The organism is Winogradskyella algicola (genome assembly GCF_005869935.1).
Lineage (GTDB): Bacteria > Bacteroidota > Bacteroidia > Flavobacteriales > Flavobacteriaceae > Winogradskyella > Winogradskyella algicola.
Genome location: NZ_SZQF01000005.1, coordinates 181,660 through 207,834, shown reverse-complemented (window position 1 = coordinate 207,834; position 26,175 = coordinate 181,660). Strand labels below are relative to the sequence as shown.

The 26,175-nt window shown below is 32.7% G+C and carries 22 protein-coding genes; 10 read left to right on the top strand and 12 right to left on the bottom strand.

Going from position 1 to position 26,175, the window contains the following annotated elements:
- The first annotated feature begins 27 nt into the window (after window positions 1–27).
- Complete coding sequence (locus FC091_RS09710) at window positions 28–1,917, top strand: M61 family metallopeptidase (RefSeq protein ID WP_138434081.1); 1,890 nt, start codon at window positions 28–30, stop codon at window positions 1,915–1,917.
- Window positions 1,918–1,981: 64 nt separating this feature from the next.
- Here the strand turns inward: FC091_RS09710 and FC091_RS09705 are convergent, their stop codons facing one another.
- Complete coding sequence (locus FC091_RS09705) at window positions 1,982–2,224, bottom strand: hypothetical protein (protein ID WP_138434080.1); 243 nt, start codon at window positions 2,222–2,224, stop codon at window positions 1,982–1,984.
- A gap of 75 nt (window positions 2,225–2,299) precedes the next feature.
- The gene (locus tag FC091_RS09700; protein WP_138434079.1) at window positions 2,300–3,070 is read right to left on the bottom strand and encodes a TIGR02757 family protein; all 771 of its coding nucleotides are present in this window, start codon (window positions 3,068–3,070) and stop codon (window positions 2,300–2,302) included.
- A 143-nt stretch (window positions 3,071–3,213) separates the two neighbouring features.
- Between FC091_RS09700 and FC091_RS09695 the strand changes: the two genes are divergently transcribed.
- The 6 genes from FC091_RS09695 to FC091_RS09670 all read left to right on the top strand — a co-directional run bounded on the left by FC091_RS09695 (window position 3,214) and on the right by FC091_RS09670 (window position 11,293).
- Window positions 3,214–4,035 carry a hypothetical protein gene (locus FC091_RS09695; RefSeq protein WP_138434078.1) on the top strand — a complete coding sequence of 274 codons (822 nt, stop codon included), beginning with the start codon at window positions 3,214–3,216 and terminating at the stop codon, window positions 4,033–4,035.
- Window positions 4,036–4,184: 149 nt separating this feature from the next.
- Window positions 4,185–5,279, top strand: coding sequence for a redox-regulated ATPase YchF (gene ychF, locus FC091_RS09690; protein WP_138434077.1), 1,095 nt, complete (start codon window positions 4,185–4,187; stop codon window positions 5,277–5,279).
- A gap of 229 nt (window positions 5,280–5,508) precedes the next feature.
- The gene (locus FC091_RS09685) at window positions 5,509–5,970 is read left to right on the top strand and encodes an SRPBCC family protein (RefSeq protein ID WP_138434076.1); all 462 of its coding nucleotides are present in this window, start codon (window positions 5,509–5,511) and stop codon (window positions 5,968–5,970) included.
- Between the two features lie 123 nt (window positions 5,971–6,093).
- Complete coding sequence (locus tag FC091_RS09680; protein WP_138434075.1) at window positions 6,094–7,944, top strand: DNA topoisomerase IV subunit B; 1,851 nt, start codon at window positions 6,094–6,096, stop codon at window positions 7,942–7,944.
- A 187-nt stretch (window positions 7,945–8,131) separates the two neighbouring features.
- On the top strand, window positions 8,132–8,605 hold the full coding sequence (locus tag FC091_RS09675; protein ID WP_138434074.1) for a hypothetical protein: 474 nt from the start codon (window positions 8,132–8,134) through the stop codon (window positions 8,603–8,605).
- Window positions 8,606–11,293 carry a DNA gyrase/topoisomerase IV subunit A gene (locus FC091_RS09670; RefSeq protein ID WP_138434073.1) on the top strand — a complete coding sequence of 896 codons (2,688 nt, stop codon included), beginning with the start codon at window positions 8,606–8,608 and terminating at the stop codon, window positions 11,291–11,293.
- Window positions 11,294–11,295: 2 nt separating this feature from the next.
- Here FC091_RS09670 and FC091_RS09665 read toward each other — a convergent pair whose 3' ends face one another.
- From FC091_RS09665 to FC091_RS09645, 5 genes are all read right to left on the bottom strand, one after another.
- Complete coding sequence (locus FC091_RS09665; protein ID WP_138434072.1) at window positions 11,296–12,237, bottom strand: hypothetical protein; 942 nt, start codon at window positions 12,235–12,237, stop codon at window positions 11,296–11,298.
- A 2-nt stretch (window positions 12,238–12,239) separates the two neighbouring features.
- Window positions 12,240–13,649, bottom strand: coding sequence for an MBOAT family O-acyltransferase (locus FC091_RS09660; protein WP_138434071.1), 1,410 nt, complete (start codon window positions 13,647–13,649; stop codon window positions 12,240–12,242).
- A gap of 141 nt (window positions 13,650–13,790) precedes the next feature.
- Entirely contained in the window at window positions 13,791–14,573 is a 783-nt protein-coding gene (locus tag FC091_RS09655) for a TerC family protein (RefSeq protein WP_138434070.1), read from the bottom strand.
- A gap of 5 nt (window positions 14,574–14,578) precedes the next feature.
- Window positions 14,579–14,968, bottom strand: coding sequence for a hypothetical protein (locus FC091_RS09650; protein WP_138434069.1), 390 nt, complete (start codon window positions 14,966–14,968; stop codon window positions 14,579–14,581).
- Between the two features lie 64 nt (window positions 14,969–15,032).
- Window positions 15,033–15,401 (bottom strand): helix-turn-helix transcriptional regulator, encoded by a 369-nt coding sequence (locus FC091_RS09645; RefSeq protein ID WP_138434068.1) that lies wholly within the window; start codon window positions 15,399–15,401, stop codon window positions 15,033–15,035.
- Window positions 15,402–15,704: 303 nt separating this feature from the next.
- Here FC091_RS09645 and FC091_RS09640 point away from each other — a divergent pair, with 303 nt between their 5' ends.
- Both FC091_RS09640 and FC091_RS09635 read left to right on the top strand, forming a co-directional pair.
- Window positions 15,705–16,877 carry a M14 family zinc carboxypeptidase gene (locus tag FC091_RS09640; protein WP_138434067.1) on the top strand — a complete coding sequence of 391 codons (1,173 nt, stop codon included), beginning with the start codon at window positions 15,705–15,707 and terminating at the stop codon, window positions 16,875–16,877.
- 47 nt (window positions 16,878–16,924) lie between these two features.
- Window positions 16,925–17,404 (top strand): Lrp/AsnC family transcriptional regulator, encoded by a 480-nt coding sequence (locus FC091_RS09635; protein WP_138434066.1) that lies wholly within the window; start codon window positions 16,925–16,927, stop codon window positions 17,402–17,404.
- Between the two features lie 60 nt (window positions 17,405–17,464).
- Here FC091_RS09635 and aroB read toward each other — a convergent pair whose 3' ends face one another.
- Window positions 17,465–18,538 (bottom strand): 3-dehydroquinate synthase, encoded by a 1,074-nt coding sequence (gene aroB, locus FC091_RS09630; protein WP_138434065.1) that lies wholly within the window; start codon window positions 18,536–18,538, stop codon window positions 17,465–17,467.
- A gap of 97 nt (window positions 18,539–18,635) precedes the next feature.
- On the opposite strand from aroB, the gene FC091_RS09625 reads away from it, so the two are divergent.
- On the top strand, window positions 18,636–19,808 hold the full coding sequence (locus tag FC091_RS09625) for a proline dehydrogenase family protein (protein ID WP_138434064.1): 1,173 nt from the start codon (window positions 18,636–18,638) through the stop codon (window positions 19,806–19,808).
- A gap of 37 nt (window positions 19,809–19,845) precedes the next feature.
- Here FC091_RS09625 and FC091_RS09620 read toward each other — a convergent pair whose 3' ends face one another.
- The 4 genes from FC091_RS09620 to FC091_RS09605 are packed head-to-tail and all read right to left on the bottom strand — an operon-like array spanning window position 19,846 to window position 26,063.
- On the bottom strand, window positions 19,846–22,209 hold the full coding sequence (locus tag FC091_RS09620) for a GumC family protein (RefSeq protein ID WP_138434063.1): 2,364 nt from the start codon (window positions 22,207–22,209) through the stop codon (window positions 19,846–19,848).
- Window positions 22,210–22,226: 17 nt separating this feature from the next.
- The gene (locus tag FC091_RS09615; protein ID WP_138434062.1) at window positions 22,227–23,009 is read right to left on the bottom strand and encodes a polysaccharide biosynthesis/export family protein; all 783 of its coding nucleotides are present in this window, start codon (window positions 23,007–23,009) and stop codon (window positions 22,227–22,229) included.
- Between the two features lie 37 nt (window positions 23,010–23,046).
- A complete protein-coding gene (locus FC091_RS09610; RefSeq protein WP_138434061.1) occupies window positions 23,047–24,942 on the bottom strand; it encodes a polysaccharide biosynthesis protein in 1,896 nt (631 codons plus the stop codon).
- Window positions 24,936–26,063, bottom strand: a complete 1,128-nt coding sequence (locus tag FC091_RS09605) for a DegT/DnrJ/EryC1/StrS family aminotransferase (RefSeq protein ID WP_138434060.1) — start codon at window positions 26,061–26,063, stop codon at window positions 24,936–24,938. The genes FC091_RS09610 and FC091_RS09605 overlap by 7 nt, the downstream gene beginning before the upstream one ends.
- Window positions 26,064–26,175: the final 112 nt, after the last annotated feature.

Genomic DNA, 26,175 nt, shown 5'->3' with positions numbered 1-26,175 from the left:
TCTCGTAAAAAAATTAAATATTTATTCATGAAGAACTATTTAGCCATTATAGGCTTAAGTGTAATTTTGGTAGGTTGTGGTTCAGCCAAGCCAACAGTAGATGATTTAGCAGTTAATAATCCTATCGAAACTGCATTAGATTTAACAGCAGTGGTAGATGATAAAGTGCCAGTAACCATTAATCCTGGTCGTTTTACCACAGAAACGGTAACATACAGATTGCCTCGTGTAGTACAGGGAACATATTCTGTTAGTGATTTCGGGAAGTATGTAGACGATATGAAAGCTTTAGATTACAACGGAAATGAGCTTGAGGTAACTAAAGTAGATACCAACACTTGGGCGATTGCAGATGCTACCAATTTAGATAAATTAACCTATTACGTTAACGATACTTTTGATATTGAATCTACAGGTGGAATAGGTGGTGAAAACCCATTTTCTCCAGCAGGAACAAATATTGAAGAAGACAACTATGTATTAAATCTTCATGGATTTATTGGTTATTTCGATTCTTTAAGAAACAATCAATATGCTTTAGATGTTACTGCACCAGCAACCTTTGTCAGAACCTCGGCTTTAGAAGACAGAGGCATGAAATCTAGTGCAGATGGTAAATCTATTACCAGTAGCTATTTCGCACAGCGTTATTTTGAAATTACCGACAACCCTATGATGTATGGTAAACTAGATGTGGAAGAGTTTATGGTTGGTGATATTAAAATTGTACTAAGTGTATATTCACCAAACAAAGTGCATACTGCAGCGAGCCAAAAAGAAACGGTTTATAAAATGATGCAGGCGCAAAAGAAGTATTTAGGTGATATTAACAGTACAGCACGTTACGACATCTATTTATACTTATCTGATGGTTCTGATACTGCACCAAAAGGCATGGGAGCTTTAGAACATCACACGTCTACAGTGGTTGTGTTACCAGAGTCTTCAAGCAAAGAAGGTTTAGCGGCATCTATTATAGATGTTGTAGCGCATGAGTTCTTTCATATTGTAACTCCATTATCGGTACACTCAGAAGATGTGCATTATTTCGATTATAACAAACCAACATTCTCTAAACATTTATGGATGTACGAAGGTGTAACTGAGTATTTTGCACAACACTTTCAGGTTTATGAAGGTTTAATAGAGCCAACGGATTTTTACAATACTATCATGTCTAAAATAGCAACATCTAAAAATTTAGATGATGCTATGAGTTTCACCGTAATGAGTGAAAACGTGTTAGAGGAACCTTATGCATCTAATTACTACAATGTGTATATGAAAGGTGCTTTAATCGGTATGTGCATAGATATTTTAATGCGAAATGAAAGCGATGGCGACAGAAGCATGTTGTCTTTAATGAAAGAATTATCAGCTAAATACGGTAAAGAAAAACCTTTTGATGATGATAAAATCATTGCAGAAATTACTGAAATGACCTACCCAAGCGTTGGTGAGTTCTTAAAAACACATGTGGAAGGTGATGTACCAATTAACTACAACGCGTTTTTTGAAATGGTTGGTTTAACAAAGGGTGAAAGCGAAGTACCTACAAACTACATTTTTGCTGGTGGGCAAAACATCATTTTTGATGGTGATCCTAACAAAGGTATTTTCTTTTCGCCAATGGCTTTAAAGAATTCATTCTGGGCTTCTCAAGGAGTGCAAGCAGGTGATATCATCAAAAAAGTAAACGGAAAAGATTTAACCTTACAAAACGCAGAACAGGTTATTACTGGCATGTACAGCTGGCAAGAAGGCCAGGAATACAGCTTAGATTTAGAGCGTAATGGTGAAGCTATTGTTTTAAAAGGTACATTAGAAAAGGCCACTGCTAAAAGTAAATCTTTAGTAGAAGATGAAAACGCTACTGAAGCACAAAAAGCTTTAAGACAAGCTTGGTTAAAAGGGTAATCAATTCCTGCGAAAGCAGGAATCTCATAATACCAAAAAAGGCTTCCGATGCGGAAGCCTTTTTTTATATGTTAAAGACAATATATATCACTAAAAAGACAAATAAGAACCCGATAATTAAATTAAAACAACCATTAGCACCATCGTGCGTAAATTCATCAGTTTCGGGACTATAAATGTATTCTTTGTAGGGGAGTTTGTTAGTGTTAAAAATAAAAGACCACAGTGTTGCTATGAGCCATCTTATTGTGCCACCAATAAAATTCAAAATTGTAAAAAGTATCATTTCTCCAATAATATCTCCCATAAAAGTTTTTTATAAATTTAGTCTAAAGTGGTTGATTTAACTTCATAATTAAGAGATTCCTGCTTTCGCAGGAATTTAAAAACCCTCAAAAACACCCAAACCAAACAACGCAAAATCATACTTCACAGGATCGCTAGGATCTAACTTGCGTAAGTTTGCATCCAGTTCTGCTAAGGCTTTAGCATCATTCTGTTTGCGTTTTAGCAAGCCTAATTGTCGTGCAACATTACCAGAATGCACATCCAACGGACAACTCAGTTGAGCAGGAGAGAGGCTATCCCAAATGCCAAAATCTACACCTGCATTATCGTTGCGTATCATCCAGCGCAAATACATATTAATACGTTTGGCAGCAGACTTTTTAAGAGGATCGCTCACATGTTTTTTGGTACGCTCTAAATGCGGAATCTCAAAAAATAGTTTTTTAAACTCATGGATGCTTTTTTGTAAAGCATTAGGCTCAGCATATTTTTCAAAAACAGCTTCTAAGCCATCATGTGCTTTATAAATATGTTGCAGACTTTTTATAAACTGTATAAAATCATCACCATTAAATGTTCTGTGTACAAACGACTGCAAAGCCTCTAAATCTGAGTCTTGGTGTTGGGTTACAAACTCGTAAGGAGCATGGTCTAACAGCATCATCATTTTATTAGCATTGTTAATAATGCTTTTACGATTTCCCCAGGCAATGGTAGCTGTTAAAAACCCAGCAATCTCAATATCCTCTTTTTTAGAAAATTGATGCGGTACTTGTATTGGGTCACTCTCAATAAACTTTGGGTTATTGTACAGGTGGACTTTCTCGTCTAAAAAGGTTTTAAGTTCTGATGGTTTGAGTTTCAAAAAGCTAAGGTTTAGACTGCAAAAATAAGGCTTTGTAAAAAATACGTAACGTTACGTATTGACTTGTTGGTTTAAAAGTGCGAATTTTAAACCTAAGTTATATTGCTGTAAAAAAATGTTTAGTACTAAATCAATTATTTAATTTGAAACATAAAACTCACGCATTATTAGTCCTTGTAATCCTACAATTACTTTTAGTCTCTTGTGGGTTTAAAACTAGCTCATTTTCAGAAAATAAATCAAAGCCTTCAATTTATCAGATTTTTGAGTATGTAATCACACCAGTAGATAGCAATACAGATAAAAGTAAAAGGCTCACATTTCATAAAACCTATAGCAGTACTGGTAATATTATTGAATATAAAAGCTATAAGAGAAATGGTGGTCTTAGGGTGTTTTCAAAATATTTCTATTCAAATCCATCTAAATTTGATAGTGTAGTTAGCTATAATTCTGAAGGAGATAAACTAAAAAAGAATATTTATTATTATGGAAAAGATAATATAATTGATAGTATTAATGTATTTGACAATAAAGGGGTTTTAATAAGTCAACAGTTTAATAAATATCACCATAATCGATTAATATCTTTGCGAAGTAATTTTTTTAAGCAAAAAACAAATTTTCAAACGAATTATTCATACAATAAAAAAGGGCATTTGAAATCTTCTGTTATGTATTCTGATAGTCCTTATTTCGGCTCAAAAAGAACTTATTTTAGGAATAGAGAAGGTAAAGTTCTTATCGAAGTATTTGAAAAAAATAAAACTGAGAAAAAAAAATACTATAAATACGATGACACTAATAACATTGTAGAGCTTAAAGTTGTAAGCACTGGTAAAAAATACCCAGATATTTTTACTTATCGATATACTTTTGATAAGTATCAGAACTGGATTAGTAAATTAACGTATTTAAATGGAGTTCTAAATTCTATAGAAGAAAGAGTTATTTCTTATTACTAACTATTCCACTATTTAATTACATTTGCACCTTTAAAATAAAGGAGCTGACACAAACCTTGATTTTGTCAATCTGAACTCGTTTCAGATTCTGAAATAAATTCAGAATGACACAACTTAGTTTTTAGGAGGTTCCGACAAATTAGTCATAAATGAAAGCTGGAATAGTAGGATTACCAAACGTAGGAAAATCAACTTTATTTAACTGTTTATCTAACGCTAAAGCACAGAGTGCAAACTTTCCGTTTTGTACCATAGAGCCAAATATTGGTGTGGTTAACGTGCCAGACCCAAGATTATCAAAACTAGAATCTTTGGTTAATCCAGAGCGTGTAATGCCTGCAACGGTAGAGATTGTAGATATCGCAGGTTTGGTAAAAGGAGCTAGTAAAGGGGAGGGTTTAGGCAACCAGTTCTTAGCCAACATTAGAGAAACGGATGCGATTTTGCACGTATTACGTTGTTTTGATAACGATAATATTGTTCACGTTGATGGTTCTGTAGATCCTATAAGAGACAAGGAAACCATTGATATGGAGCTTCAACTTAAAGATTTAGAAACGACTGAAAAGAAGTTAGATAAAGTAAAGCGTGCTGCTAAAACCGGTAATAAAGAAGCGCAAGCAGAAGAAGAAGTGCTTTTAAAGATAAAAAATGGTTTAGAATCTGGTGTATCTGTGAGAGCTTTAGAGTTTTCAGATGAAGATTATGCAGACTACGTAAAGCCATTACAGTTTATTACAGACAAGCCTGTAATGTATGTGTGTAATGTAGATGAAGGCGCTGCAAATACAGGTAATGCTTATGTAGAGCAGGTGAGAGAAGCGGTTAAAGATGAGCACGCAGAAGTATTGGTATTAGCAGTTGGAACAGAAGCCGATATTAATGAGTTAGAAGATTATGAAGAACGCCAAATGTTCTTAGATGATATAGGATTAGATGAGCCAGGTTCGGCAAAATTAATTAGAGCGGCTTACAAGCTTTTAAATCAGCAAACCTACTTTACAGCTGGTGTAAAAGAAGTAAGAGCGTGGACGGTTAATGTTGGTGCTACTGCACCTCAAGCTGCTGGAGTAATTCATACCGATTTTGAAAAAGGCTTTATTAGAGCAGAAGTTATTGCTTACGATGATTATGTTAACTACGGAAGCGAAGCCAAAGTAAAAGAAGCTGGTAAAATGCGTGTAGAAGGGAAGAATTACATAGTTAAAGATGGAGATGTAATGCATTTCTTGTTTAATGTGTAAAAAAATTCCTGTGAAAACAGGAATCTCAAATTTCAATATAAAATAACTGATCTGTCATGTTTTGTCAATCTGAACTCGTTTCAGATTCTAGTTTTTTAGATGCTGAACTAAATTGACTACGTCGAATCTTCGATTTCAGCATGACAATAGTTATTTTAAATCATTTTAAAAATTAAATATTTCATGTGACCTTCCATAAATGTAGGTGTCTTACTACAAAACCAACGTTATGCCTCAAATTGTAGTAGAAACTGAAATAGAATCAGACATTGAGATTTGCTTTGATTTAGCAAGGGATATTGGGTTTTACAAGCAGTCTTTAAAGCACAAAAATGAAATACCAGTTATGGGAAAAATATCTGGTCTTGTAGAAGAAGGTGACTCTATCACATGGGAAACCAACCATCTAGGTTTCATGCAACACCTCACCTTAAAAGTTTCCGAGTTAAAAAAACCTTATGTATTTACAGATGAAATGACTGATGGTAGCTTTAAATCTTACAAACACGACCATATTTTTGAAAAGCGTAACGGTAAGACCGTAATGATAGATAAACTTCATTTTTCTTCTAAATACGGAATTTTGGGAAAAATCGTAGATCGCCTGATTTTAAAAAGGCATATTAGAGGTATTATGATTACTAGAAATGAAATTTTAAAGCAAAAAGCTGAGGAATTATCAAAACATTAAAAAATGGTTGAGGTTCTCAACAATAACGGTACTTTATTGTTAATTACTTTACCAAAAGCGTGTTTCATTTTTTAAGCTATAGTCTTATATTAGCGTTCTATCATTAATTTCGTCCTAATGTCTATGGCAGAACAAACTAACTATACTGAAGACAATATTCGCTCACTCGATTGGAAGGAACACATCAGGATGCGTCCTGGTATGTATATCGGAAAATTAGGTGATGGATCCTCTCCGGACGATGGTATTTATATTCTTGTAAAAGAAGTACTCGATAACTCTATCGATGAGTTTGTAATGGGTGCTGGTAAAACTATAGAAATTTCAATACAAGGCGATCGCGTTATTGTGCGCGATTATGGCCGTGGCATTCCGTTAGGTAAAGTGGTAGATGTGGTGTCTAAGATGAATACTGGTGGTAAGTACGATTCTAAAGCCTTTAAAAAATCCGTAGGTCTTAATGGTGTTGGTACTAAAGCAGTTAATGCGTTGTCAACGTATTTTAGAGTTGAGTCTACCAGAGACGGAAAATCGGCTTCTGCTGAATTTGCTTTAGGCGAATTAACAGATCAGGAATTTTTAGATGATACATCGAGACGAAAAGGTACTAAAGTCACCTTCGTACCAGATGAAAGCATTTTTAAGAACTATAAATTCAGAAATGAATATGTAGTAAAGATGCTAAAAAACTATGTGTACCTAAATCCTGGATTAACCATAGTTTTTAATGGTGAAAAATATTACAGTGAAAATGGTTTAAAGGATTTACTTTCAGAAAATATTAATGAAAGTGATTTACTTTATCCTATCATTCACTTACGAGGCGATGATATTGAGGTTGCTATAACACATAGTAAAACCCAGTATAGCGAAGAATATCATTCGTTTGTTAATGGTCAGAATACAACACAAGGAGGGACGCATTTAGCGGCTTTTAGAGAAGCAATTGTTAAGACTGTTCGTGAGTTTTATGGTAAAAACTACGATGCTTCAGATGTACGAAAATCGATTGTATCTGCTATTGCTATTAAGGTTATGGAACCTGTTTTTGAGAGTCAGACCAAAACCAAATTGGGTTCTACAGATATGGGAGGTGACCTGCCAACGGTAAGAACTTATATTAACGATTTTGTAAAAACATACTTAGATAATTATCTGCATAAAAATCCTGACACTGCTGAAAAGATCCAGCGTAAAATTCTTCAGGCAGAACGCGAGCGTAAGGAACTATCAGGTATTAGAAAACTGGCCAAAGAGCGTGCTAAAAAAGCAAGTCTTCATAATAAGAAATTGCGCGATTGCCGTATTCATTTTGGTGATACCAAAAAGGATGGTTACTTAGATACAACGTTGTTTATTACCGAGGGTGATTCCGCTTCTGGTAGTATTACAAAATCTAGAGACGTTAATACACAAGCGGTTTTCAGTCTAAAAGGTAAACCTTTAAATTCATATGGCTTAAGTAAAAAGATTGTATATGAAAATGAAGAGTTTAACCTACTTCAAGCAGCATTAAATATTGAAGAATCTATTGAGGATTTAAGATATAACAACATCGTCATAGCAACTGATGCTGATGTTGATGGTATGCACATTCGCTTGTTATTAATTACGTTCTTTTTACAGTTTTTTCCAGAAGTGATAAAAGAAGGACATTTGTATATTCTTCAAACTCCATTGTTTAGAGTAAGAAATAAGAAGAAAACGATTTATTGTTACTCAGATGAAGAAAGAAAAAATGCGATTGAAGAATTAAAGCCGAAACCAGAGATTACCAGATTTAAAGGACTTGGTGAAATTTCGCCAGACGAGTTTAAGCATTTTATAGGTGAAGACATGCGATTAGATCCTGTGATGTTAGATAAAGACATGTCTATTGAGGAGTTGTTGTCTTTCTACATGGGGAAAAATACACCTTCGCGTCAAGAATTCATTATTGAGAATCTTAAAGTAGAATTAGATGTCGTTGAATAAGTCTAGCAAAAGGTTTACAGGTTTGTTTCTTCCTTTAATTTTGATTGTTTGTTGGTTGTTTTTACTGGATTATTCAGATTTTTGGTCTATGCAAAATATAGCAGGATTTTTAGGGGTATCAGCAATGATTCTGTTGATAGTAGGTTTCTTTTCTGGTAAAAAATATTAAAATTTGAATGAAGACTAAATGAGAACCGACAACAGAACAGTAAAAAATACGGTTGTTTCCATCTACTTTATACTAATTGTTTTTGGGATATTAATGATAACTGTCTTTAATTCACTTGATTTTTTTGTGGACAGTACCTTTTTTATTTTTCTGGGTTTATTTGTTGTTTTGGTCTTGTTTCATTCTATAGCAGGTTATTTTGAGTATGATAGTGATGGGTCAAAAATTATAATTCTTAATAAAGGACTCATACTAACGGAATACATTAATTATCGAGAAAATAAAGTTGAGTTTGCAAGACATCAACTTATTGGATATAAAATAAAAGATTATTTCCTCTACAAGTCTTTGGTTGTGCTTTATAAGACTTATGACGGAAAACAAGCTAAAGAGCGCTTTAATGTAACCCTTCTTAAAAGACGCAAGATGAGATACGTAAAGCAATCGTTAAGAAAAACATTAAAAGAAAATAAAAAGCGAAAAGAAGGATAGATGGCAGAAGATCAAAATGACGAATTATTAAATGAAGACAATGGTAATCAGGAAACGATTACCAAAATCACAGGAATGTATAAAGACTGGTTCTTAGATTACGCTTCTTACGTAATCTTAGAACGAGCTGTGCCTGCAATAGAAGATGGTTTTAAGCCAGTACAGCGTCGTATTATGCATTCTATGAAAGATTTAGATGACGGTCGTTACAATAAAGTGGCTAACATTGTTGGTCATACGATGCAGTACCATCCACATGGTGATGCAAGTATCGCTGATGCCATGGTTCAAATTGGTCAAAAAGATCTTTTAATAGATACACAAGGTAACTGGGGAAATATCCTAACTGGCGATAGAGCAGCAGCGTCGCGTTATATTGAAGCCAGATTATCAAAGTTTGCGCTAGATGTTGTTTATAATCCTAAAATTACAGAGTGGCAAGCCTCTTACGACGGCAGACGTAAAGAGCCAATTAACCTACCTGTTATGTTTCCATTGCTTCTGGCGCAAGGAGGAGAAGGTATTGCAGTGGGTTTATCCACTAAAATTCTACCGCATAATTTTATAGAGCTTATTGACGCTTCGGTGAAGCATTTAAAAGGAAAACGTTTTACAATTTATCCAGATTTTCCAACTGCAGGTATTGCAGATATCAGCAACTACAATGATGGTATGCGTGGTGGAAAGGTTAGGGTACGTGCAAAAATTTCGCAAGTAGATAAAAATACACTTGCTATTACAGAGATTCCCTTTGGTACAACAACGTCTTCTTTGATTGATTCTATCTTAAAAGCCAACGATAAAGGTAAAATCAAAATAAAACGTATTGAGGACAATACTGCTGCTGAGGTTGAAATTTTAATTCATTTGCCATCAGGTTTATCACCAGATAAAACAATTGATGCGCTTTATGCATTTACAGCTTGTGAAACTTCAATTTCGCCATTAGGATGTGTTATTGAAAATAATAAGCCATTTTTTGTTGGCGTTACTGAAATGTTACGTCGCTCTACAGATAACACGGTTCAGCTTTTAAAACAAGAATTAGAAATAAAGCTTGGTGAGTTTGAAGAGCAGTGGCACTTCGCTTCCTTAGAACGCATTTTTATTGAAAATAGAATTTATCGCGATATTGAAGAAGAGGAAACATGGGAAGGAGTTATTCAAGCCATAGATAAAGGACTTCAGCCACATATCAAACATTTAAAGCGTACGGTTACTGAAGAAGATATTGTTCGCTTAACAGAAATAAGAATAAAGCGTATTTCTAAATTTGATATTGATAAAGCGCAACAGAAAATAGATGCTTTAGAAGATCAAATTGCAGAAGTGAAACACCATTTAGCCAATCTTATCGATTATTCGATTGCTTATTTTGAGCGTTTAAAGAAAGATTATGGTGAAGGAAAAGAGCGTAAAACTGAATTACGAGCTTTTGAAGATGTAGATGCTACTAAGGTTGTTATTAGGAATACCAAGCTTTACGTCAATAGAGAAGAAGGTTTTATAGGCACATCGCTACGACGAGATGAATATGTTTGTGATTGTAGCGATATAGATGATATCATTGTGTTTACCAAAGAAGGTAAAATGATGGTAACTAAAGTAGATTCCAAAACCTTTGTTGGTAAAAATATAATCCATGTTGCTGTTTTCAAGAAAAAGGACAAGCGTACCATTTACAACATGATTTATAGAGATGGAAAAAAAGGACCATCTTACGTAAAGCGTTTCGCGGTAACTAGTATCACAAGAGATAGAGAATATGATTTAACCAATGGAAATAAGGGTTCAGTAGTTTGGTACTTCTCTGCTAATCCTAATGGAGAAGCTGAAGTTGTTACCGTGTTATTGCGTCAAGTTGGTAGTATTAAGAAATTGAAGTGGGATCTCGATTTTGCTGATATTTTAATAAAGGGACGTTCGTCTAAAGGAAACTTGGTTACCAAGTATTCTGTAAAACGAATAGAGCTTAAAGAAAAAGGCGTTTCAACCCTAAAACCACGTAAAATTTGGTTTGATGATACAGTACAGCGTCTTAATGTTGATGAAAGAGGTGAATTAATTGGTGAATTTAGAGGTGAAGATCGTTTGCTTATTATTACGCAATCCGGAAATGTGAAAACTATTATTCCGGAACTAACAACACATTTTGATAGTGATATGATTGTGCTTGAAAAATGGATACCTAAAAAACCAATTTCCGCTATCTATTATGATGGTGAAAAAGAACGCTATTATGTGAAGCGTTTTTTAATTGAGCAAGAAGGAAAAGAAGAGACTTTTATTTCCAGCCATCCAGAGTCGCAATTAGAAATTGTGTCTACAGATTGGAGACCAATGGCAGAGGTTGAATTTACAAAAGAGCGTGGTAAAGATCGTAAACCTAACATGGAAGTTAACCTTGAAGAGTTTATTGCAGTAAAAGGCATTAATGCACTTGGAAATCAATTAACTAAAGAAAAAATAAATCAAATAAGTTTATTAGACCCTTTACCTTTTGAAGCACCAGAAGAAGTGCATGCTGATGAGTTAGAAGTTGTGGATGAAGAAACTGTATCTGTGGATTTAGATGTTGATAAAACGGAAGAAAAATCAGAACAACCTAAAGATGATTCTTCAACAAAAGCGGATGACAATGACGACGATTTAGACGTGGATGATAAAGGTCAGGTGACGCTTTTTTAGTATTACATCTGAGTTTTTAATTCTTTCTGCAAAAATTTAGAAAATTGTTTAGCTCCTATGTCAGAGAGATGTGTTTTGTCTTTCCAATAAGATTTGTCATTACCGATTTCTTTAAATAAGTTAGTGTAGTCGCTATAATTTAGGTTTAAATCCTTCATTATGCCTTTAAAAAGATTATTATCCTTACTACAAGAATCATCATAAATTGGAGAGGTAACGAATATAAAAGTTTTGTTTTCTGAGTTTTCTATATAAGTTTTTATGCTCTTTAAATATTCCAGAGCTATGGGATTTATTTCAAAATCCTCTTCACATCCAACTGAATTATCCTTCAGCAGTAAAGCATCTCGCATAGGTTTTTGAGACTCATTTATAATTATTGGATTATAACCATTATATGACCTGTAATCGTAACTAGGTTTAAAATAATTTTTTAAAATACTTATAGCGTTACCATTATAATTCATGCTATAGTAAAAGTTTTGTATTGCTGAGATTTGATTTGATTTGTTAAGTGCTTTGGTAATATTCTCGTCTCTGTTAAATTTAGTTTTTAAACCTCTAATATCAGACCCATCATAAGACTTATCAAAAAAATTCTTGGTATCTATATGTATTAATATTAGTTGCGGTTTGTCTTTTTTAAGAGTGCTTACTAATGTGCTGGTATAGGCTATACCAGTGCCATCAACTCCCATGTTATAACCTTTGGTATTAAATAGATCCATATCGAAATGATGATTGGCTCTAGAGTTTCCAAAAACTAAAAAATCAGTTGAATCTTTAATAGTTAGAAACTGATTTAACTTTCCAATAGCCTGTCCAGTCATTACTTTGTCGCTCATTGTATTGAGTCCTAAGAACACCAGTTTATCTATAGCGTAACTTATCACTAAAGTGATTAATATGATTTTTAAGAGTTTATTTATTGTTTTTGAGTCCATAACTAAAATTGAAAATAAATAAAGTTCTCAGCAGTAGAATAGAATAGGCACAGCATTATAATAATTACTGATACTATAAACGAAAGTCGTACTATGTTAAATTTACTACCGTATTCTTCAAGAGGAGTATTTGACCTAAAAATCCTTAAATCAATCAAAAGGCCTAATAACATTAATAGAGAAGCATTAACAAAAGCATTTGAGTCGCCAATAAAAAGGCTTCCAAAGTCTAATGTAAACCATTTGCTTATTATGGACCAAGCAGTATCAAAATCTACAGCTCTAAAGAAGACCCATGCTATTAAAACCACTATAAAAGTGTAGATGTATCCAAAGCCATTAAAGGTTTTTATTTTTAATGCAGAAAAAGTATACTTTTCTATACTTAGAAATAAGCCATGAATTCCTCCCCAAATAACAAAATTCCAAGAACTACCGTGCCACAAACCTCCAAGGAGCATAGTAAGCATAAGGTTGCGATATGTAATTACAATTCCTTTTCTGTTTCCGCCTAAGGATATATACAGATAATCCCTTAGCCAAAATGATAGTGACATATGCCAACGTCTCCAAAATTCGGTGAGCGTTCTTGAAAAATATGGGAAATTGAAATTTCTATTGAAATTAAATCCAAATAGCTTAGCACTACCTATTGCAATATCTGAATAGCCGGAAAAATCAAAATATATTTGGAATGCATAAAATACAGTAGCCACTAATAAAGTTGTACCATTATGGATATCATAATTAGCATAAGCAGAATCAACATATACTCCTAAGTTGTCGGCAATGGCAACTTTTCTAAATAGACCAATAAAAATTTGAAAAATACCAGTTTTTAATAAATTGATATTTAAAGAGCGTTTACTCTCAATCTGAGGAATTAGATTTGAAGCCCTTTCAATTGGTCCAGCTACCAATTGTGGAAATAGACTTACAAAAGTAAAAAAGGCAACAATGTCATTGCATGATTTTATTTTCTCTCTGTAGATATCTATACTGTAACTAAGTGTCTGGAAAGTATAAAAACTAATTCCAACAGGTAATATTATATTTAATGTCAAATCATTGACTTGCCATCCAATAGAAGACATTGTACTGGCAAAAGAATCTGCGAAGAAATTGTAGTATTTAAAAACACCTAACAATCCAAGGTTAGAACATAAGCTAACCAGTAACCACCTTTGCTTGTTTTTTTTAATCTGGGCAGCTTCAATTTTTTGCCCAACATAATAATCTAAAAAGGAACTAAAAATAATTAATGATAAAAACCTATAATCCCACCAGCCATAAAAAACATAACTAGCGATTAATAAGAGTACATTTTGATTCTTATAACTAGATTTAAACAACCAGTATAGGACAAAGACTATAGGTAAAAAAATAAGATATTCAATTGAGTTAAAAAGCATTGAATGAAGGCTTTATGGATTTGGGTTCATAAAAAATCTTACAAAAATTTTCTGAAATATAGTAAAACCCATTTTTCAATACCCAAAAAGGTTTGATATTTTAGTTAAGCGGATTGAAAACAACGTTATATAACTGCCGTACTACTTTTTTTTAGTTTTAAAGTTTAAAAATTCCACAAATAATGAGAACGCAATTGCGAAGTATAAGTAGCCTTTTGGTATTGCGCCAACTGTTTTTCCAAAGAACTCAGTGTGAGATAGGTGAGCGGCTTCGGTAATAAGCATAAAGCCTATAAGAATCAAAAAGGCTAAACCTAATATTTGCATACTTGGATTTCGATCTATAAACTTTCTAATAGGATTAGCAAAGCCAATCATTACAACTATAGAAATAACAACAGCTATAATCATTAAAACTAAAGTGTAGTTACCATTTGGGTGTAAGCCATTAGTCATACCAATAGCCGTTAAAATAGAGTCTACGGAGAAAATAAAATCAATGATTAAGATTTGTGTTATAGCCTGTGAAAGCGATTTAATCACTTTAGATTTTACACCTTTTTCATCATGACCAGGATCTTCTACTTTTTCTCTTATTTCAGATGTACTTTTGTAAATTAAAAAGAGTCCACCTGTAAACAGTATAATAGCTTGCCAACTGAGTGCTATTTTAAACCATTCATTCTCGTACTTAAAAAATGGTTCACTTAAGCCAATAAGAAAGGTTACAAAAAACAATAATATAATGCGCTGCACCATTGCTAAAATTAGACCAATATTGGTAGCTTTACCTCGTTGATTTTCTGGTAGTTTATTGGCAGCAATAGATATGAACACGATATTGTCTATCCCTAGAATAATTTCTAGAAACGTCAGTGTTAAAAGCGCCATAATAGCGTCAGATGTTAATAAAAATTCTAGCATGTTGTTTAATTAATTCTGTACGCGACTCCTTTTTCGCTTCTTAGAGGTTTGTTTGGCTTTTTTGCGGCAAGTTTATATTCAAAAGTGTAAGAAGATGTGCCTTCTGTTGTGAGGATTTTCATGTGAATAGCGTCTCGCTCAGAATTTGTTTTTGGGTTAAGTTTTTTTAAAATAAACTCACAATCATTTATCCAGCGCACAGAAGAGGAATCTATTTTTCCTTCGTAATAGTCTATATTCAGTGTGTCTGTTCTAACAAACCTCCCAGTTTTTTTTACACCATCAATAGTATAGTTGAATTCAAATTCACCAGTTTTAAAATCAGCACAATTACGTTCAACTTCAAAACAGCTTGTAAGTAGTAGTAATAAACAAAGCAAAAAAATATTCTTCATTCTTAAGGTTTGTACAAAGATAATTAATTGGCTAACTATATCTGAATAAATTCTGAAGTTAAGCTTAAGGCTCATAACTTTTAAATGTACCATCTTTGTAAAAAATGACTATTTTTTCAATTTCAGAATTTTTTACCTCAGGTTCGTTAGAGCTGTCAACTTTTAATTCTAACTGTGGATTAGGAAAGTTTGAAATTTTACTCTCTGTGGTAGGGAAATTTCCTTTTCCATTTAATAGCCAATACAATTCTACTTCAGGATAGGAGTGAAGTACCTTCATTACAAAGTCTAAACTTGGTTTGTTCCTGCCAGAAAGAATATGCGAAATACTAGATCTTTGGACACCAATTTTTTCTGCAAAACCTGATGCGGTTTCGTCATAAAAATCTATGACTTTTTGTAATCGATTCGCAAAATCTGATGAGTTTATCATTGTAAACAGCTGTTTTTCTTTTATAACGATACAAATGTAAACAATAGTATTGTGCTGGTCAATATTCTAATGTTAATCTTTATTTTTTAATTAAAGTAAAACTTTAATAATTATATATAAATACTTGGAAATAAATTTAATAATTATAATTTTTAATATCTATTGAATTTTCTTCAATTCTCTAGATCCTATAAGCTTTTATAACATGCATTAATGTATACATATGTAACATGAACTCTTGTTTATACTGTTTACAATTGTAAAAAATCAAATAGTTACATTTGTAACACATAAAAATCATTGATGGAATTAGAACAACTTAAAAGTTTATATTCTTTACTTAAAACTCCTGAATTGTTTGGTAGATACATTACCAATTCTCATATAGAAAAATGTATGAAAAGAATACCTCATTCAATGAATTCTATCGTTGGGCATTCTGTTGAAGGTAGACCTATTTATTTTTTAAAATTTGGGACAGGACCCAAGAGAGTTTTAATATGGTCTCAAATGCATGGTAATGAGTCAACAACTACTAAAGCACTTTTTGATTGTTTTAATCTGTTTCTTACTAATAATAACTTTCCGAATTTAATTTTAGAGTCATGTACGTTATTGATTATTCCAATTCTCAATCCTGATGGTGCGGAACGCTACACACGTTTTAATGCTAATGAGGTTGATCTCAATAGGGATGCGCAAGATCTATCTCAACCGGAGAGTAAGTTGCTAAGACAGGTATTTGATGATTTTAAGCCACATTATTGTTTTAATCTCCACGGACAGCGCACCATTTATAATGTTGGTTCAACAAACAAATCTTCTATATTGTCATTTTTATCTCCATCCCAAGATGTGGAGTATAGCCGGACACCAAATAGAAAAGAAGCTATGGCATTGATTGTTGAGATTAATTCTGCACTACAGAAGACTATTCCAAATAGTGTAGCTAGGTATGATGATGGATTCAATTTAAACTGTGTTGGTGATACATTTCAAGCTTTAGATGTTCCAACAGTTTTGTTTGAAGCTGGCCATTTTCCTAACGATTATAAAAGAGAAGAAGTTAGATATTTGATGTTTGTGGCTATTTTAAAAGGGTTAGAGGCTATTTCAAGAGGAATAGATTCGGATATGCATACAGATTATTTTTTAATCCCAGAAAACGCTAAACAGTTTTATGACATCATTATTAGAAATGTGAAATTGGATGAGAATTCCAATGAATTAACTGATATAGGAATACTTTATAAAGAAGAATTGGTAGATAAAACCATTAACTTTATTCCTACAATTGAAGTTATTTCGAAGTTAGATGATTTTTATGGTCATAGGGAAATTGATGCAAAGGGTCAAGTTGTAAATAATCATGAAGATAAAGTGTTGGAAGTTACTAACGAAAACGATTTCGTATTAATAAATAATGAAAAAATCTCACTAAAACCTTTAAAAAACTCTTTTTTGATGCGTAATTGATAATAAAAATCCTTTATTTTTGCATAAAGTTTAAAGATTATATAATTATGGCAAAGTTTAAATTAGACGAAGTAGACCACCAAATATTGGATATGCTAATAGATAATACGCGTATTCCTTTTACAGATATAGCAAAAAAATTATTGATTTCTGCAGGTACAGTTCATGTACGTGTTAAGAAAATGGAAGAGGCAGGAATCATTAAAGGTTCTTCGCTAACTTTAGATTATAAAAAATTAGGATATTCATTTATTGCTTATGTTGGTGTTTTTCTTCAAAATACATCGCAAACAAAGTTTGTATTAGAGCGTATTGAGAGTATTCCTTATGTAACAGTTGCTCATATTACTACAGGGAAATTCAATATTTTTTGTAAAATTAGAGCAAAAAACACGATGCATGCAAAAGACATTATTTTTAATATAGATGACATTGAAGGTGTTTACAGAACAGAAACAATGATATCTTTAGAAGAAAGTATTAATGATAAGAAGCGTTTGATGCATACAATCTTCAACGAGTTATAGTAAAACATATTTAGTTTGTAAAAAGAAAAAACCTTAGCTCATCGCTAAGGGTTTTTCTTTTTACAAAGAGGTGTAATACTTAAAAGCATCCTGTATAATATCATTATCAACTTCGCAGTTTATTTTTGGCTTTCCGATAGCCTCTAGTAATACAAACTTTACTTTTCCGTGACTATTCTTTTTATCATATTTTAGCAAGTCGATGATAATTCTTTGATCATTTTCTGTTATTTCAACTTTAGAAAAAGTTTTTAGAATACCAATTTCAATATCTTTAAACTCTTTACTAGAAAGACCTTCAGTCCTTGTAGAAATATAAGCTTCTAATAACATCCCAATCGCAATAGCTTCTCCATGTAGAAGAGGAGTTTTATCGGCATTTCCTAAAAAATAGCTTTCAATGGCATGCCCTAAAGTATGACCAAAGTTTAAAATTTTTCTTAGACCTTGTTCTGTTGGGTCTTCAGAAACTATATTATTTTTAATAATAACAGAATCGTAAATCATCTTATCTAATGCAGAGCCATCTGAATTTTCAAAATTTATTAGAGTTTCCCAATAGGATTTGTCATTTATCAGTCCGTGTTTTAACATTTCCGCATAACCAGAAGCCATGTGGTTTTTTGGCAATGTCTCCAGGAAAGATGTATCAATTAATACCATACTTCCTTCGCTAATAACACCAATCTGGTTTTTTAAATTGCCAAGATCAACACCAGTTTTACCACCAACAGAGGCATCAACCATTGCCAAAAGCGATGTAGGTACATTGATGTAATCTATACCACGCATGTATGTACTAGCTACAAAACCACCAAGATCAGTGACGACTCCGCCACCTAAATTTATCATAAGGCTTTTTCTGTCTGCGTAATATTCAGACATGGCTTCCCATACTCCAGTACAAATATCTATAGTCTTGTGGTCTTCGCCTTCGGGCATTTCCATAACCTCAACAATAATATCTCCAGATTCTACTTGCGATAAAAACTTTGGTAGGCAAGCATCATGGGTGTTTGTATCTACAAGCACAAATATCTTTGATGGATTAGTAGTTTTTATATATGCATTTAGTTCCCTATATATATTATCGTTAAAATGAACTATCGCATTTTTTGTCTTTATTGATTTCATTTTGATAAATCCTCAATTTTGCCGTGAAAATACTCCCTTTTTTTAGAAAAAAATACGCTTAGGATTAAATATATTTGCAATATTATTTTTAATATCTATGATTAATCGTTCTCTTTTTGAAAACACTTCAACTGCTTTTGCACTAAAATCTGACTCTGAGTTAGAGCGTGCTTACTTTTTATTTAAAATGATTTCATCTCAACCTCTAGTTCGTATAGGAACCGCTGCAACGAATTTTGCGCTTAAGGCCAATTTGCCTGTTGAAGGTTTGATTAGATCTACCGTTTTTGATCATTTTTGTGGCGGTGTAAATGAGGAAGACTGTCTGTCGGTTATTGATAAACTTTATACTAAGGGTGTTAGTTCCGTCTTAGATTATTCAGTAGAGGGTAAAGAAATTGAGGAGGAGTTTGATAATGCTCTTCAAAAGATTTTAAAGATTATTCGTTTTTGTGAAGAGCGAGAGGCTATGCCTATAGTAGTCTTTAAGCCAACAGGGTTTGGGCGATTTTTATTATATCAAAAGAAGACTGAAGGTAAAAAACTTTCTGCATCCGAAAATGAAGAATGGAACAGAATTGTAGAGCGTTTCGATGCTGTTTGTAAGTTAGCCAAAGAAAAAGATGTTGAAGTTTTAATTGATGCCGAAGAAAGCTGGATGCAAGATGCCGCAGACGATTTGGTTGAAGATATGATGCGCAAGTATAACAAAGGAAAAACAATAGTATATAATACACTTCAATGTTATCGCTGGGATAGGTTAGACTATCTAAAGGCTTTACATCAGCGAGGAAAGAGTGAGGGTTTTAATATTGGAATGAAAATAGTGCGTGGTGCTTACATGGAGAAGGAAAGAAGTAGAGCAGAAGATAAAGGGTATGAATCACCAATTTGTGAAAATAAAAAAGCAACTGATGATACATTTAATAATACACTTACTTATATCCTAGAAAATTTAAATGAAATATCAGTTTTTATTGGAACACATAATGAGGAAAGTTGTTATTTGGCATTGGAACTAATGGAGAGGTATAATATTGCTAAAGATGATAATAATGTTTGGTTTGGTCAATTATATGGTATGAGTGATCATATTAGTTATAATCTAGCTTCTGAGGGCTATAATGTAGCTAAGTATATTCCATTTGGCCCAGTAAAAGATGTTATGCCATACTTAATTAGAAGAGCGGAAGAGAATACCTCTGTTGCTGGGCAGACCAATAGGGAGTTAACATTGTTAAAAACTGAGAGAAAGAGACGAAAATTATAAACGTCTTACCTTTTGTAGATAAGACGTTTAAATCGTTTTAAGAAAAGCTATACCACTTTTTCTTTTTGTTAGGATTGTTGCCATAACCGTATCCATAACCATATCCTTTTTTACCAGGCTTAACACCATTTAGAAGCATGGTCATGTTAGGGAGTCGTTTATCATCGTATAACGGTTGTGCTACATTTACAAGCCTTCTTTTATCAACATTATCTACACTAACCACATATACAAATAGATCTGCAAATTCAGATATTAGTAAAGTATCACTAACCAATCCTACAGCAGATGTATCTGCAACAATGTAATCATATTTGTTTTCAAAATATTTAAAAAGCTCTGTTACTCTAGGGCTCATCAGTAATTCTGATGGATTAGGAGGTATTGTACCTGAAGGAATAATATCTAAAAATTCATTTTCAGGATGTTTTACAACAACATCTTGAGGTTTTATGGTGCTATCAGCAATATAATCAGACAGGCCTTTACTTGGTTTTTCCTTAATTCCTAGATAGTCTAAAATTTTAGGAACACGTATATCCATCTCAATTAATAATACAGACTTTTCTGAAAAAGATATAGAACTTGCAAGGTTAGTACTCGTATGAGATTTACCTTCTTGCGCTTTGGTAGAAGTAATAAAAAGCCTTTTTTGTTGTTTTTTTAAATCTTTTAGAATAAAATCTATATTAGATCTTACAATTCTAAAAGCTTCAGCTTTAGGAGAGTAATCAACACGCTTTATTAGTTTTTCTTTTTTGCTAGTCTTTGGGATATCACCTAAATAAGTAATAGGTAATAAATCGATTAAATCGTTTTTTATATACAGTTTGGTGTCTACTAATTGTAATATATATATAAAACCTATAGGAATTAAAAGTCCAATTAAAAAAGACGCTATGTAAGTCATTTTTGGACTAGGTGCTACTGGTAGGTAGGTGGAGTATGCCTTCTCAATAACTTTAGCATTTGGTGTATACATACCCAATCTAATAGCAGATTCTTCCCGTTTTTCTAAAAGATATAGATATAAAGATTCTTTAATATCTTGTTGTCTTTTTATATCTCTAAATTGTCTTGCTTTTGTTGGTGCAGCGTAAAGTTGTCCACGAACTCTTGAGTTTTCTTTATTTAAGTTATTTAAAGTTAGCTCAGAAGTTTGCTTCATGTTGCTTAGTGAACGTTCTAAATTAGATTTAATGGCATTAATCTGGTCGTTAAGATTGATAACAACAGGATTTTTCGGACTTGAATTTTTTAGTATTCTGTTACGTTCAGCAACTAACTCGTTATGGCTAGATATCATTTGAGCTGTTGAAGCATCGCCAATACCTACATCGGCAGGAATCATATCGCTAGTTCTGTCTTCGGCTTGAATTTCTTCTTGTAAAAAAGAGATTAACTGAATATCTGTAGCAGTATTAGCAATTTGTTGTTCTAGTTGTTTGTTAGCTTGTAAATTAAGGTCTGTTTGTGCCCCTAAAGATGTAATGTTTCTACTTTTTTGAAGCTCTTCAGCAGTGTAGTCTACCTCTTCTAATTCCTTAGAGACTTTTTGTAATCTATTAGTAATGAAGTCTGAAGTAACCTTCACAACCTCTTCTTTATCTTTAAGGACATCGTTGTTATATTCATTGATTAGCTCATCTAAATAATCAATTGCTCTTTGAGCAACAGTTTCTTTCAATTCTAAGCTTATTACACTAGATCCTTTTTCGGTAAATATTTCGACATTATTTGAATATGCTGAAACTAATTTTGATATAGGCGTGATTGCAATTTTTAGATTGCTTCCTACTACAGGTGCATTTTCACCTACATTAGGAACGATTACAAATCCACCATATGAAGTCTCAACTTTTTCTCCAAAATCATACAGTTTACCATCTGTATCCTCTCTGTTTTCAAATAAAGATTGTTCTTTGTCATTAAATAGTAAAAATTGAGTAGGCGATTTTACTTTTAAATGTAAGACTGCTTTAACCTTATCAATAATTGAATCACTTTCAAAAAAACTTATTTTAACAGGAGCATTCTTATAATACTCCTTTTCTTTTATTTTACCATCAGCAAAGTACCTAATATTTAGATCTAGTCTTTTAATGATACTTTCGGCAATTTCACGAGATTTTATAATTTTAATTTCATCTTTAATTTTATCAGCGCCACCAGAAAACAAGCCATTGGCTTTTACATCATCTAGACTTGGTAACTTTTGTGACTGCTCTTCGTCTCTAATTTTAATTGTTGCATTTGCTTTATATATGAAATCAGCATAGCGAAGTTGTGTAAAACCAAGAATAACAGCTAAAATTACACAAAGTAAAATCCATTTCCAGTACGATAGGAATAGTTCTAAAGTTTGTTTTAATTCTACAGATGATGATGTATTAGATTTCATAAATTATATATCTCTTCTTAATTTCTAACTAAAAATACAGCAATAATAGTTGCTAATGTACCAATAGCAGATATTAATACACTATTGTTTTGGTTAAATGAAGACGCTCTAACTCTTGCGTTATTTTGTTGTACATATATTACATCATTCTGTTGCAGATAGTAGACAGGCGAGTTAATAACATTTACTGAGGTTAGGTCTATCTTTGCAAATTTCTTTTTACCATCAATTTCTCTGATAAGAAGAACATTTTTACGTTTTCCAAAAATTGTTAAATCACTAGCCATACCTAATGCTTCAATAATTGTAATTCTCTCATCTGGAATTGTAAACGTACCTGGGTTTTGAACTTCACCTAATATGGTAAAAGTGAAGTTAGATAATCTTACGTTTACGATAGGGTCCTTAGCATATTCACTTATCTTTTCTGTAAGCATATCGGTTAATTCAGTTCTGGTAAGTCCAGCAATCTTTAATGTTCCCAAAACAGGAAACTCTATATTGCCTTCATAATCTACCAAATAGGTCTGTTGTTGCAGACCGCCTTGAGCCGTCAAAGGGTTATTTATATTTCCACCAGATACTAATGTTAAGTTAAATGGCGCAACAGTGTCTGGGTCTAAGGCAGAAACATTAATTGTGAGAATGTCGTCTGGTTTATATATTAGTTCTTTAGGTTCTGATACTAAAACATCTCCTTGAAGAGGTTCATCTTGGAAGTAAATAATATTTTTACGAGATCCACAAGAAGTCAATACTAGTATTGCTATTAAATGAAGTACAAGGTTACGTTTTTTCATGGTTTTGTTTTTAGGAGTAGTTTTTGGTATTGTAAAATTATTTTTTTGAGTCTAGAACTTCGTAAGTAGAATTATTAGATATATATTCTGGGATTAATGCTTTAATATAAGATACAATTTCTAATGGCTGTGTTAAGGAATTAATACTTGTTAATTTATTAATTTGTTTTTCAACAGTTTCAATATCGACATGCCTAGTTTTTGCTATCATTATTTTTTCATGATAGGTTTTCTTTGTGTTTTCACCATCGGCTAACAACTCTTCATAGATTTTTTCACCTGGACGTAAACCAGTGATTTTAATGTCAATATCTTCTGGATAGCGTAAACCTGATAGTATAATCATGTTTTTAGCAAGGTTGAAAATTTTAATGGGTTCACCCATATCAAACACAAAAATTTCACCACCGTTACCCATAGCAGCTGCTTCTAAAACAAGCTGACAAGCTTCAGGTATCGTCATAAAATATCTTGTTATTTCTTTATGAGTAACAGTCAGAGGACCTCCTTTTTCAATTTGCCTTTTAAAAAGTGGAATAACAGAACCGTTAGATCCTAATACATTTCCAAATCTTGTGGTGATAAATTTAGTATGACCTTTACCTTTTAAACAAGATACGTATAACTCTGCAATACGTTTAGTTGCTCCCATAACGTTTGTTGGGTTTACAGCCTTATCTGTAGATATTAAAACAAATTTATCTACACTATGCTTCACAGCAACATCAACAACATTTTTGGTACCTCCTATATTTACACTAACAGCTTCAAAAGGATTGTTTTCCATTAGTGGCACATGCTTGTATGCTGCAGCATGAAATACAATTTTTGGTTTGTATAGATTAAAAATCTGATCTATTCTGGTTTTATTTCTAACATCAGCAACTATAGCAATAATATTATCTAAACCTTGTTGTCTAAATTCTTGTTGAATGTCATATAAAGCAGATTCAGCATTATCTACAAGTATTAGCTTTTTGTAGTTATAGAGGCTGGCTTTTCTAGATATTTCACTACCAATAGAACCGGCAGCACCTGTAATCAGTATAACTTTGTTGTCATATTGATCTATTAAGTCTGGATTTTTAATATGAATTGGTTCTCTCCCTAATAAGTCTTCAATTTTAACTTCTTTTATCTGGCCAACACTTAAATCGCCATCTATCCAACTTTGAACTGGTGGTACTATTTTTACTTTAAGCCCTAGGTTGAATAAGCTTCCTGTTATTTGAAGTAACCTTGAAGGATCAATATTCTGAATAGATATAATAACATCTTCAACATCATTCTTTTTAATGAAATCTTCATCAATATCAGAAATACAGTAAACTGTTACCAAGTTTATTTTCTTTCCAATTTTTCTTTCATCATCATCTATAAAACCAACAACTTCAAACCCATTTTTTGTGTCGTTTTGAATGGCGTCATAGGTAAGCATCCCAGAGTTTCCTGCACCAAAAATAAGTACGTTAGCAGTCTTATGAACGTCTTGTGTTATTTGGTTGTATAGAGACTTAATAAATAGTTTTGCACCAATTAAAAAAAGAATATTTAGAAGTAGATGTATATATATAATTGACCCAGAAATATTAAAAATGCTATTATCTTCTAGAAGTTTTCTACTCAAAAAAGTACAGCATATGAGTATTGTAGCTAAGATATTTGCACCAATAACAACATTGATGATGTCTTTAAAACCAGTAAATCTTACGACACCTTTGTAAGACCCTACTGCAATTAGACTTATTGCAGCCACAACCATTACATAAGGTACTTGTTGTAATAGTGTCGATAAGTCAAAATCTAAAATAAAGTTATACCTAATTAAGTAAGCCAAGAAAAAAGCAGCAACTACAACCATTATGTCAAATAGCAGTACTACCCATTTAGAGGCATATCTTTGAGATATTTTATTTAGAAATTTTTCTAACATACTGCAAAATACATATTTATAGCTGAAATTACTCTATCTAACTCTTCTTTGCCAAGGTTTGATCCACTAGGTAAGCAGAGCCCTCTGTTAAACAAATCATCAGAGACACCATTTAGGTAACTCGGAGCATCTTTAAAAACAGGTTGTTGATGCATCGGTTTCCATAATGGTCTGGATTCTATGTTTTCTTTTTCTAAAGCTAATCTTAATCCTTCTCTTGTTTCAAAAGAATCTAAAAGAATACAAGATAACCAACGATTAGAAAAATGACCTTCAGGTTCTCTTAAAAAAGTTATCTGTTTATTGTCTTTAAAGGTATTGTAATATAGTTCATGGTTAGAACGGCGTTTTTCAACGTGGCTATCTAATATAGTCATTTGTCCTCTGCCAATACCAGCGATAATATTAGACATTCTATAGTTGTAACCTATGTGTGTATGTTGGTAATGAGGTGCATTGTCTCTGGCTTGAGTTGCGAGGAAAACAGCTTGTTTTTTATGTTCTTCTTTTCTGGTTACTAAAGCACCACCACCAGAAGTTGTTATAATTTTATTTCCGTTAAAAGATAAAATAGATAAATCACCAAAGGTACCACAGTTTTGACCTTTATAATGACTGCCTAGAGATTCAGCACTATCCTCAATAACTGGGATTTCATATTTCTTTGCTACATCATGAATTTCATCAACCTTATAAGGCATTCCATAGAGATGTACAGCAATTATTACTTTAGGTTTCTTGCCTTTTGCTATTCTGTCTTTAATTGCAATTTCTAATTGAATAGGGCAGATGTTCCAAGTTTCCACTTCACTATCCACAAAAATAGGTGTGGCACCTTGATATATTATTGGATTAGCTGAAGCTGAAAACGTTTTGCTTTGGCAGATCACTTCATCACCATTTGTAACTCCTAAGAGTATCAAGCTTAAGTGAAGTGCAGAAGTTCCAGAAGCCAGTGCGGCAACATGTCTGTCTTCATTTAGGTAGGACTCTAAGTCTTTTTCAAATCCATTGACATTTGGTCCTAATGGCGCAACCCAATTGGTATCAAAAGCTTCTTTTATGTAAGTCTGTTCATTGCCACTCATATGTGGTGACGATAACCATATTTTCGGTTTCATAAGTAAAATTGTTTAGTAATTAATAATTACTGTCTCAATTTCATGTCTTAGAGGGATTTGGGACACGATCTAAAATCGGTTTAAAGATGCGTTAATATTCTTGCTCATCCCA

Bases quoted from the DNA above. Each gene is read 5' to 3' on its own strand.
- FC091_RS09670 (WP_138434073.1), top strand. From the start codon at position 8,606: ATGGCAGAAGATCAAAATGACGAATTATTAAATGAAGACAATGGTAAT.
- ychF (WP_138434077.1), top strand. From the start codon at position 4,185: ATGAAAGCTGGAATAGTAGGATTACCAAACGTAGGAAAATCAACTTTA.
- FC091_RS09710 (WP_138434081.1), top strand. From the start codon at position 28: ATGAAGAACTATTTAGCCATTATAGGCTTAAGTGTAATTTTGGTAGGT.
- FC091_RS09625 (WP_138434064.1), top strand. From the start codon at position 18,636: ATGATTAATCGTTCTCTTTTTGAAAACACTTCAACTGCTTTTGCACTA.
- FC091_RS09660 (WP_138434071.1), bottom strand. From the start codon at position 13,649: ATGCTTTTTAACTCAATTGAATATCTTATTTTTTTACCTATAGTCTTT.
- FC091_RS09680 (WP_138434075.1), top strand. From the start codon at position 6,094: ATGGCAGAACAAACTAACTATACTGAAGACAATATTCGCTCACTCGAT.
- FC091_RS09665 (WP_138434072.1), bottom strand. From the start codon at position 12,237: ATGGACTCAAAAACAATAAATAAACTCTTAAAAATCATATTAATCACT.
- FC091_RS09640 (WP_138434067.1), top strand. From the start codon at position 15,705: ATGGAATTAGAACAACTTAAAAGTTTATATTCTTTACTTAAAACTCCT.
- FC091_RS09605 (WP_138434060.1), bottom strand. From the start codon at position 26,063: ATGAAACCGAAAATATGGTTATCGTCACCACATATGAGTGGCAATGAA.
- FC091_RS09685 (WP_138434076.1), top strand. From the start codon at position 5,509: ATGCCTCAAATTGTAGTAGAAACTGAAATAGAATCAGACATTGAGATT.
- FC091_RS09650 (WP_138434069.1), bottom strand. From the start codon at position 14,968: ATGAAGAATATTTTTTTGCTTTGTTTATTACTACTACTTACAAGCTGT.
- FC091_RS09705 (WP_138434080.1), bottom strand. From the start codon at position 2,224: ATGGGAGATATTATTGGAGAAATGATACTTTTTACAATTTTGAATTTT.
- FC091_RS09675 (WP_138434074.1), top strand. From the start codon at position 8,132: ATGAGAACCGACAACAGAACAGTAAAAAATACGGTTGTTTCCATCTAC.
- FC091_RS09615 (WP_138434062.1), bottom strand. From the start codon at position 23,009: ATGAAAAAACGTAACCTTGTACTTCATTTAATAGCAATACTAGTATTG.
- FC091_RS09610 (WP_138434061.1), bottom strand. From the start codon at position 24,942: ATGTTAGAAAAATTTCTAAATAAAATATCTCAAAGATATGCCTCTAAA.
- FC091_RS09645 (WP_138434068.1), bottom strand. From the start codon at position 15,401: ATGATAAACTCATCAGATTTTGCGAATCGATTACAAAAAGTCATAGAT.
- FC091_RS09655 (WP_138434070.1), bottom strand. From the start codon at position 14,573: ATGCTAGAATTTTTATTAACATCTGACGCTATTATGGCGCTTTTAACA.
- FC091_RS09635 (WP_138434066.1), top strand. From the start codon at position 16,925: ATGGCAAAGTTTAAATTAGACGAAGTAGACCACCAAATATTGGATATG.
- aroB (WP_138434065.1), bottom strand. From the start codon at position 18,538: ATGAAATCAATAAAGACAAAAAATGCGATAGTTCATTTTAACGATAAT.
- FC091_RS09620 (WP_138434063.1), bottom strand. From the start codon at position 22,209: ATGAAATCTAATACATCATCATCTGTAGAATTAAAACAAACTTTAGAA.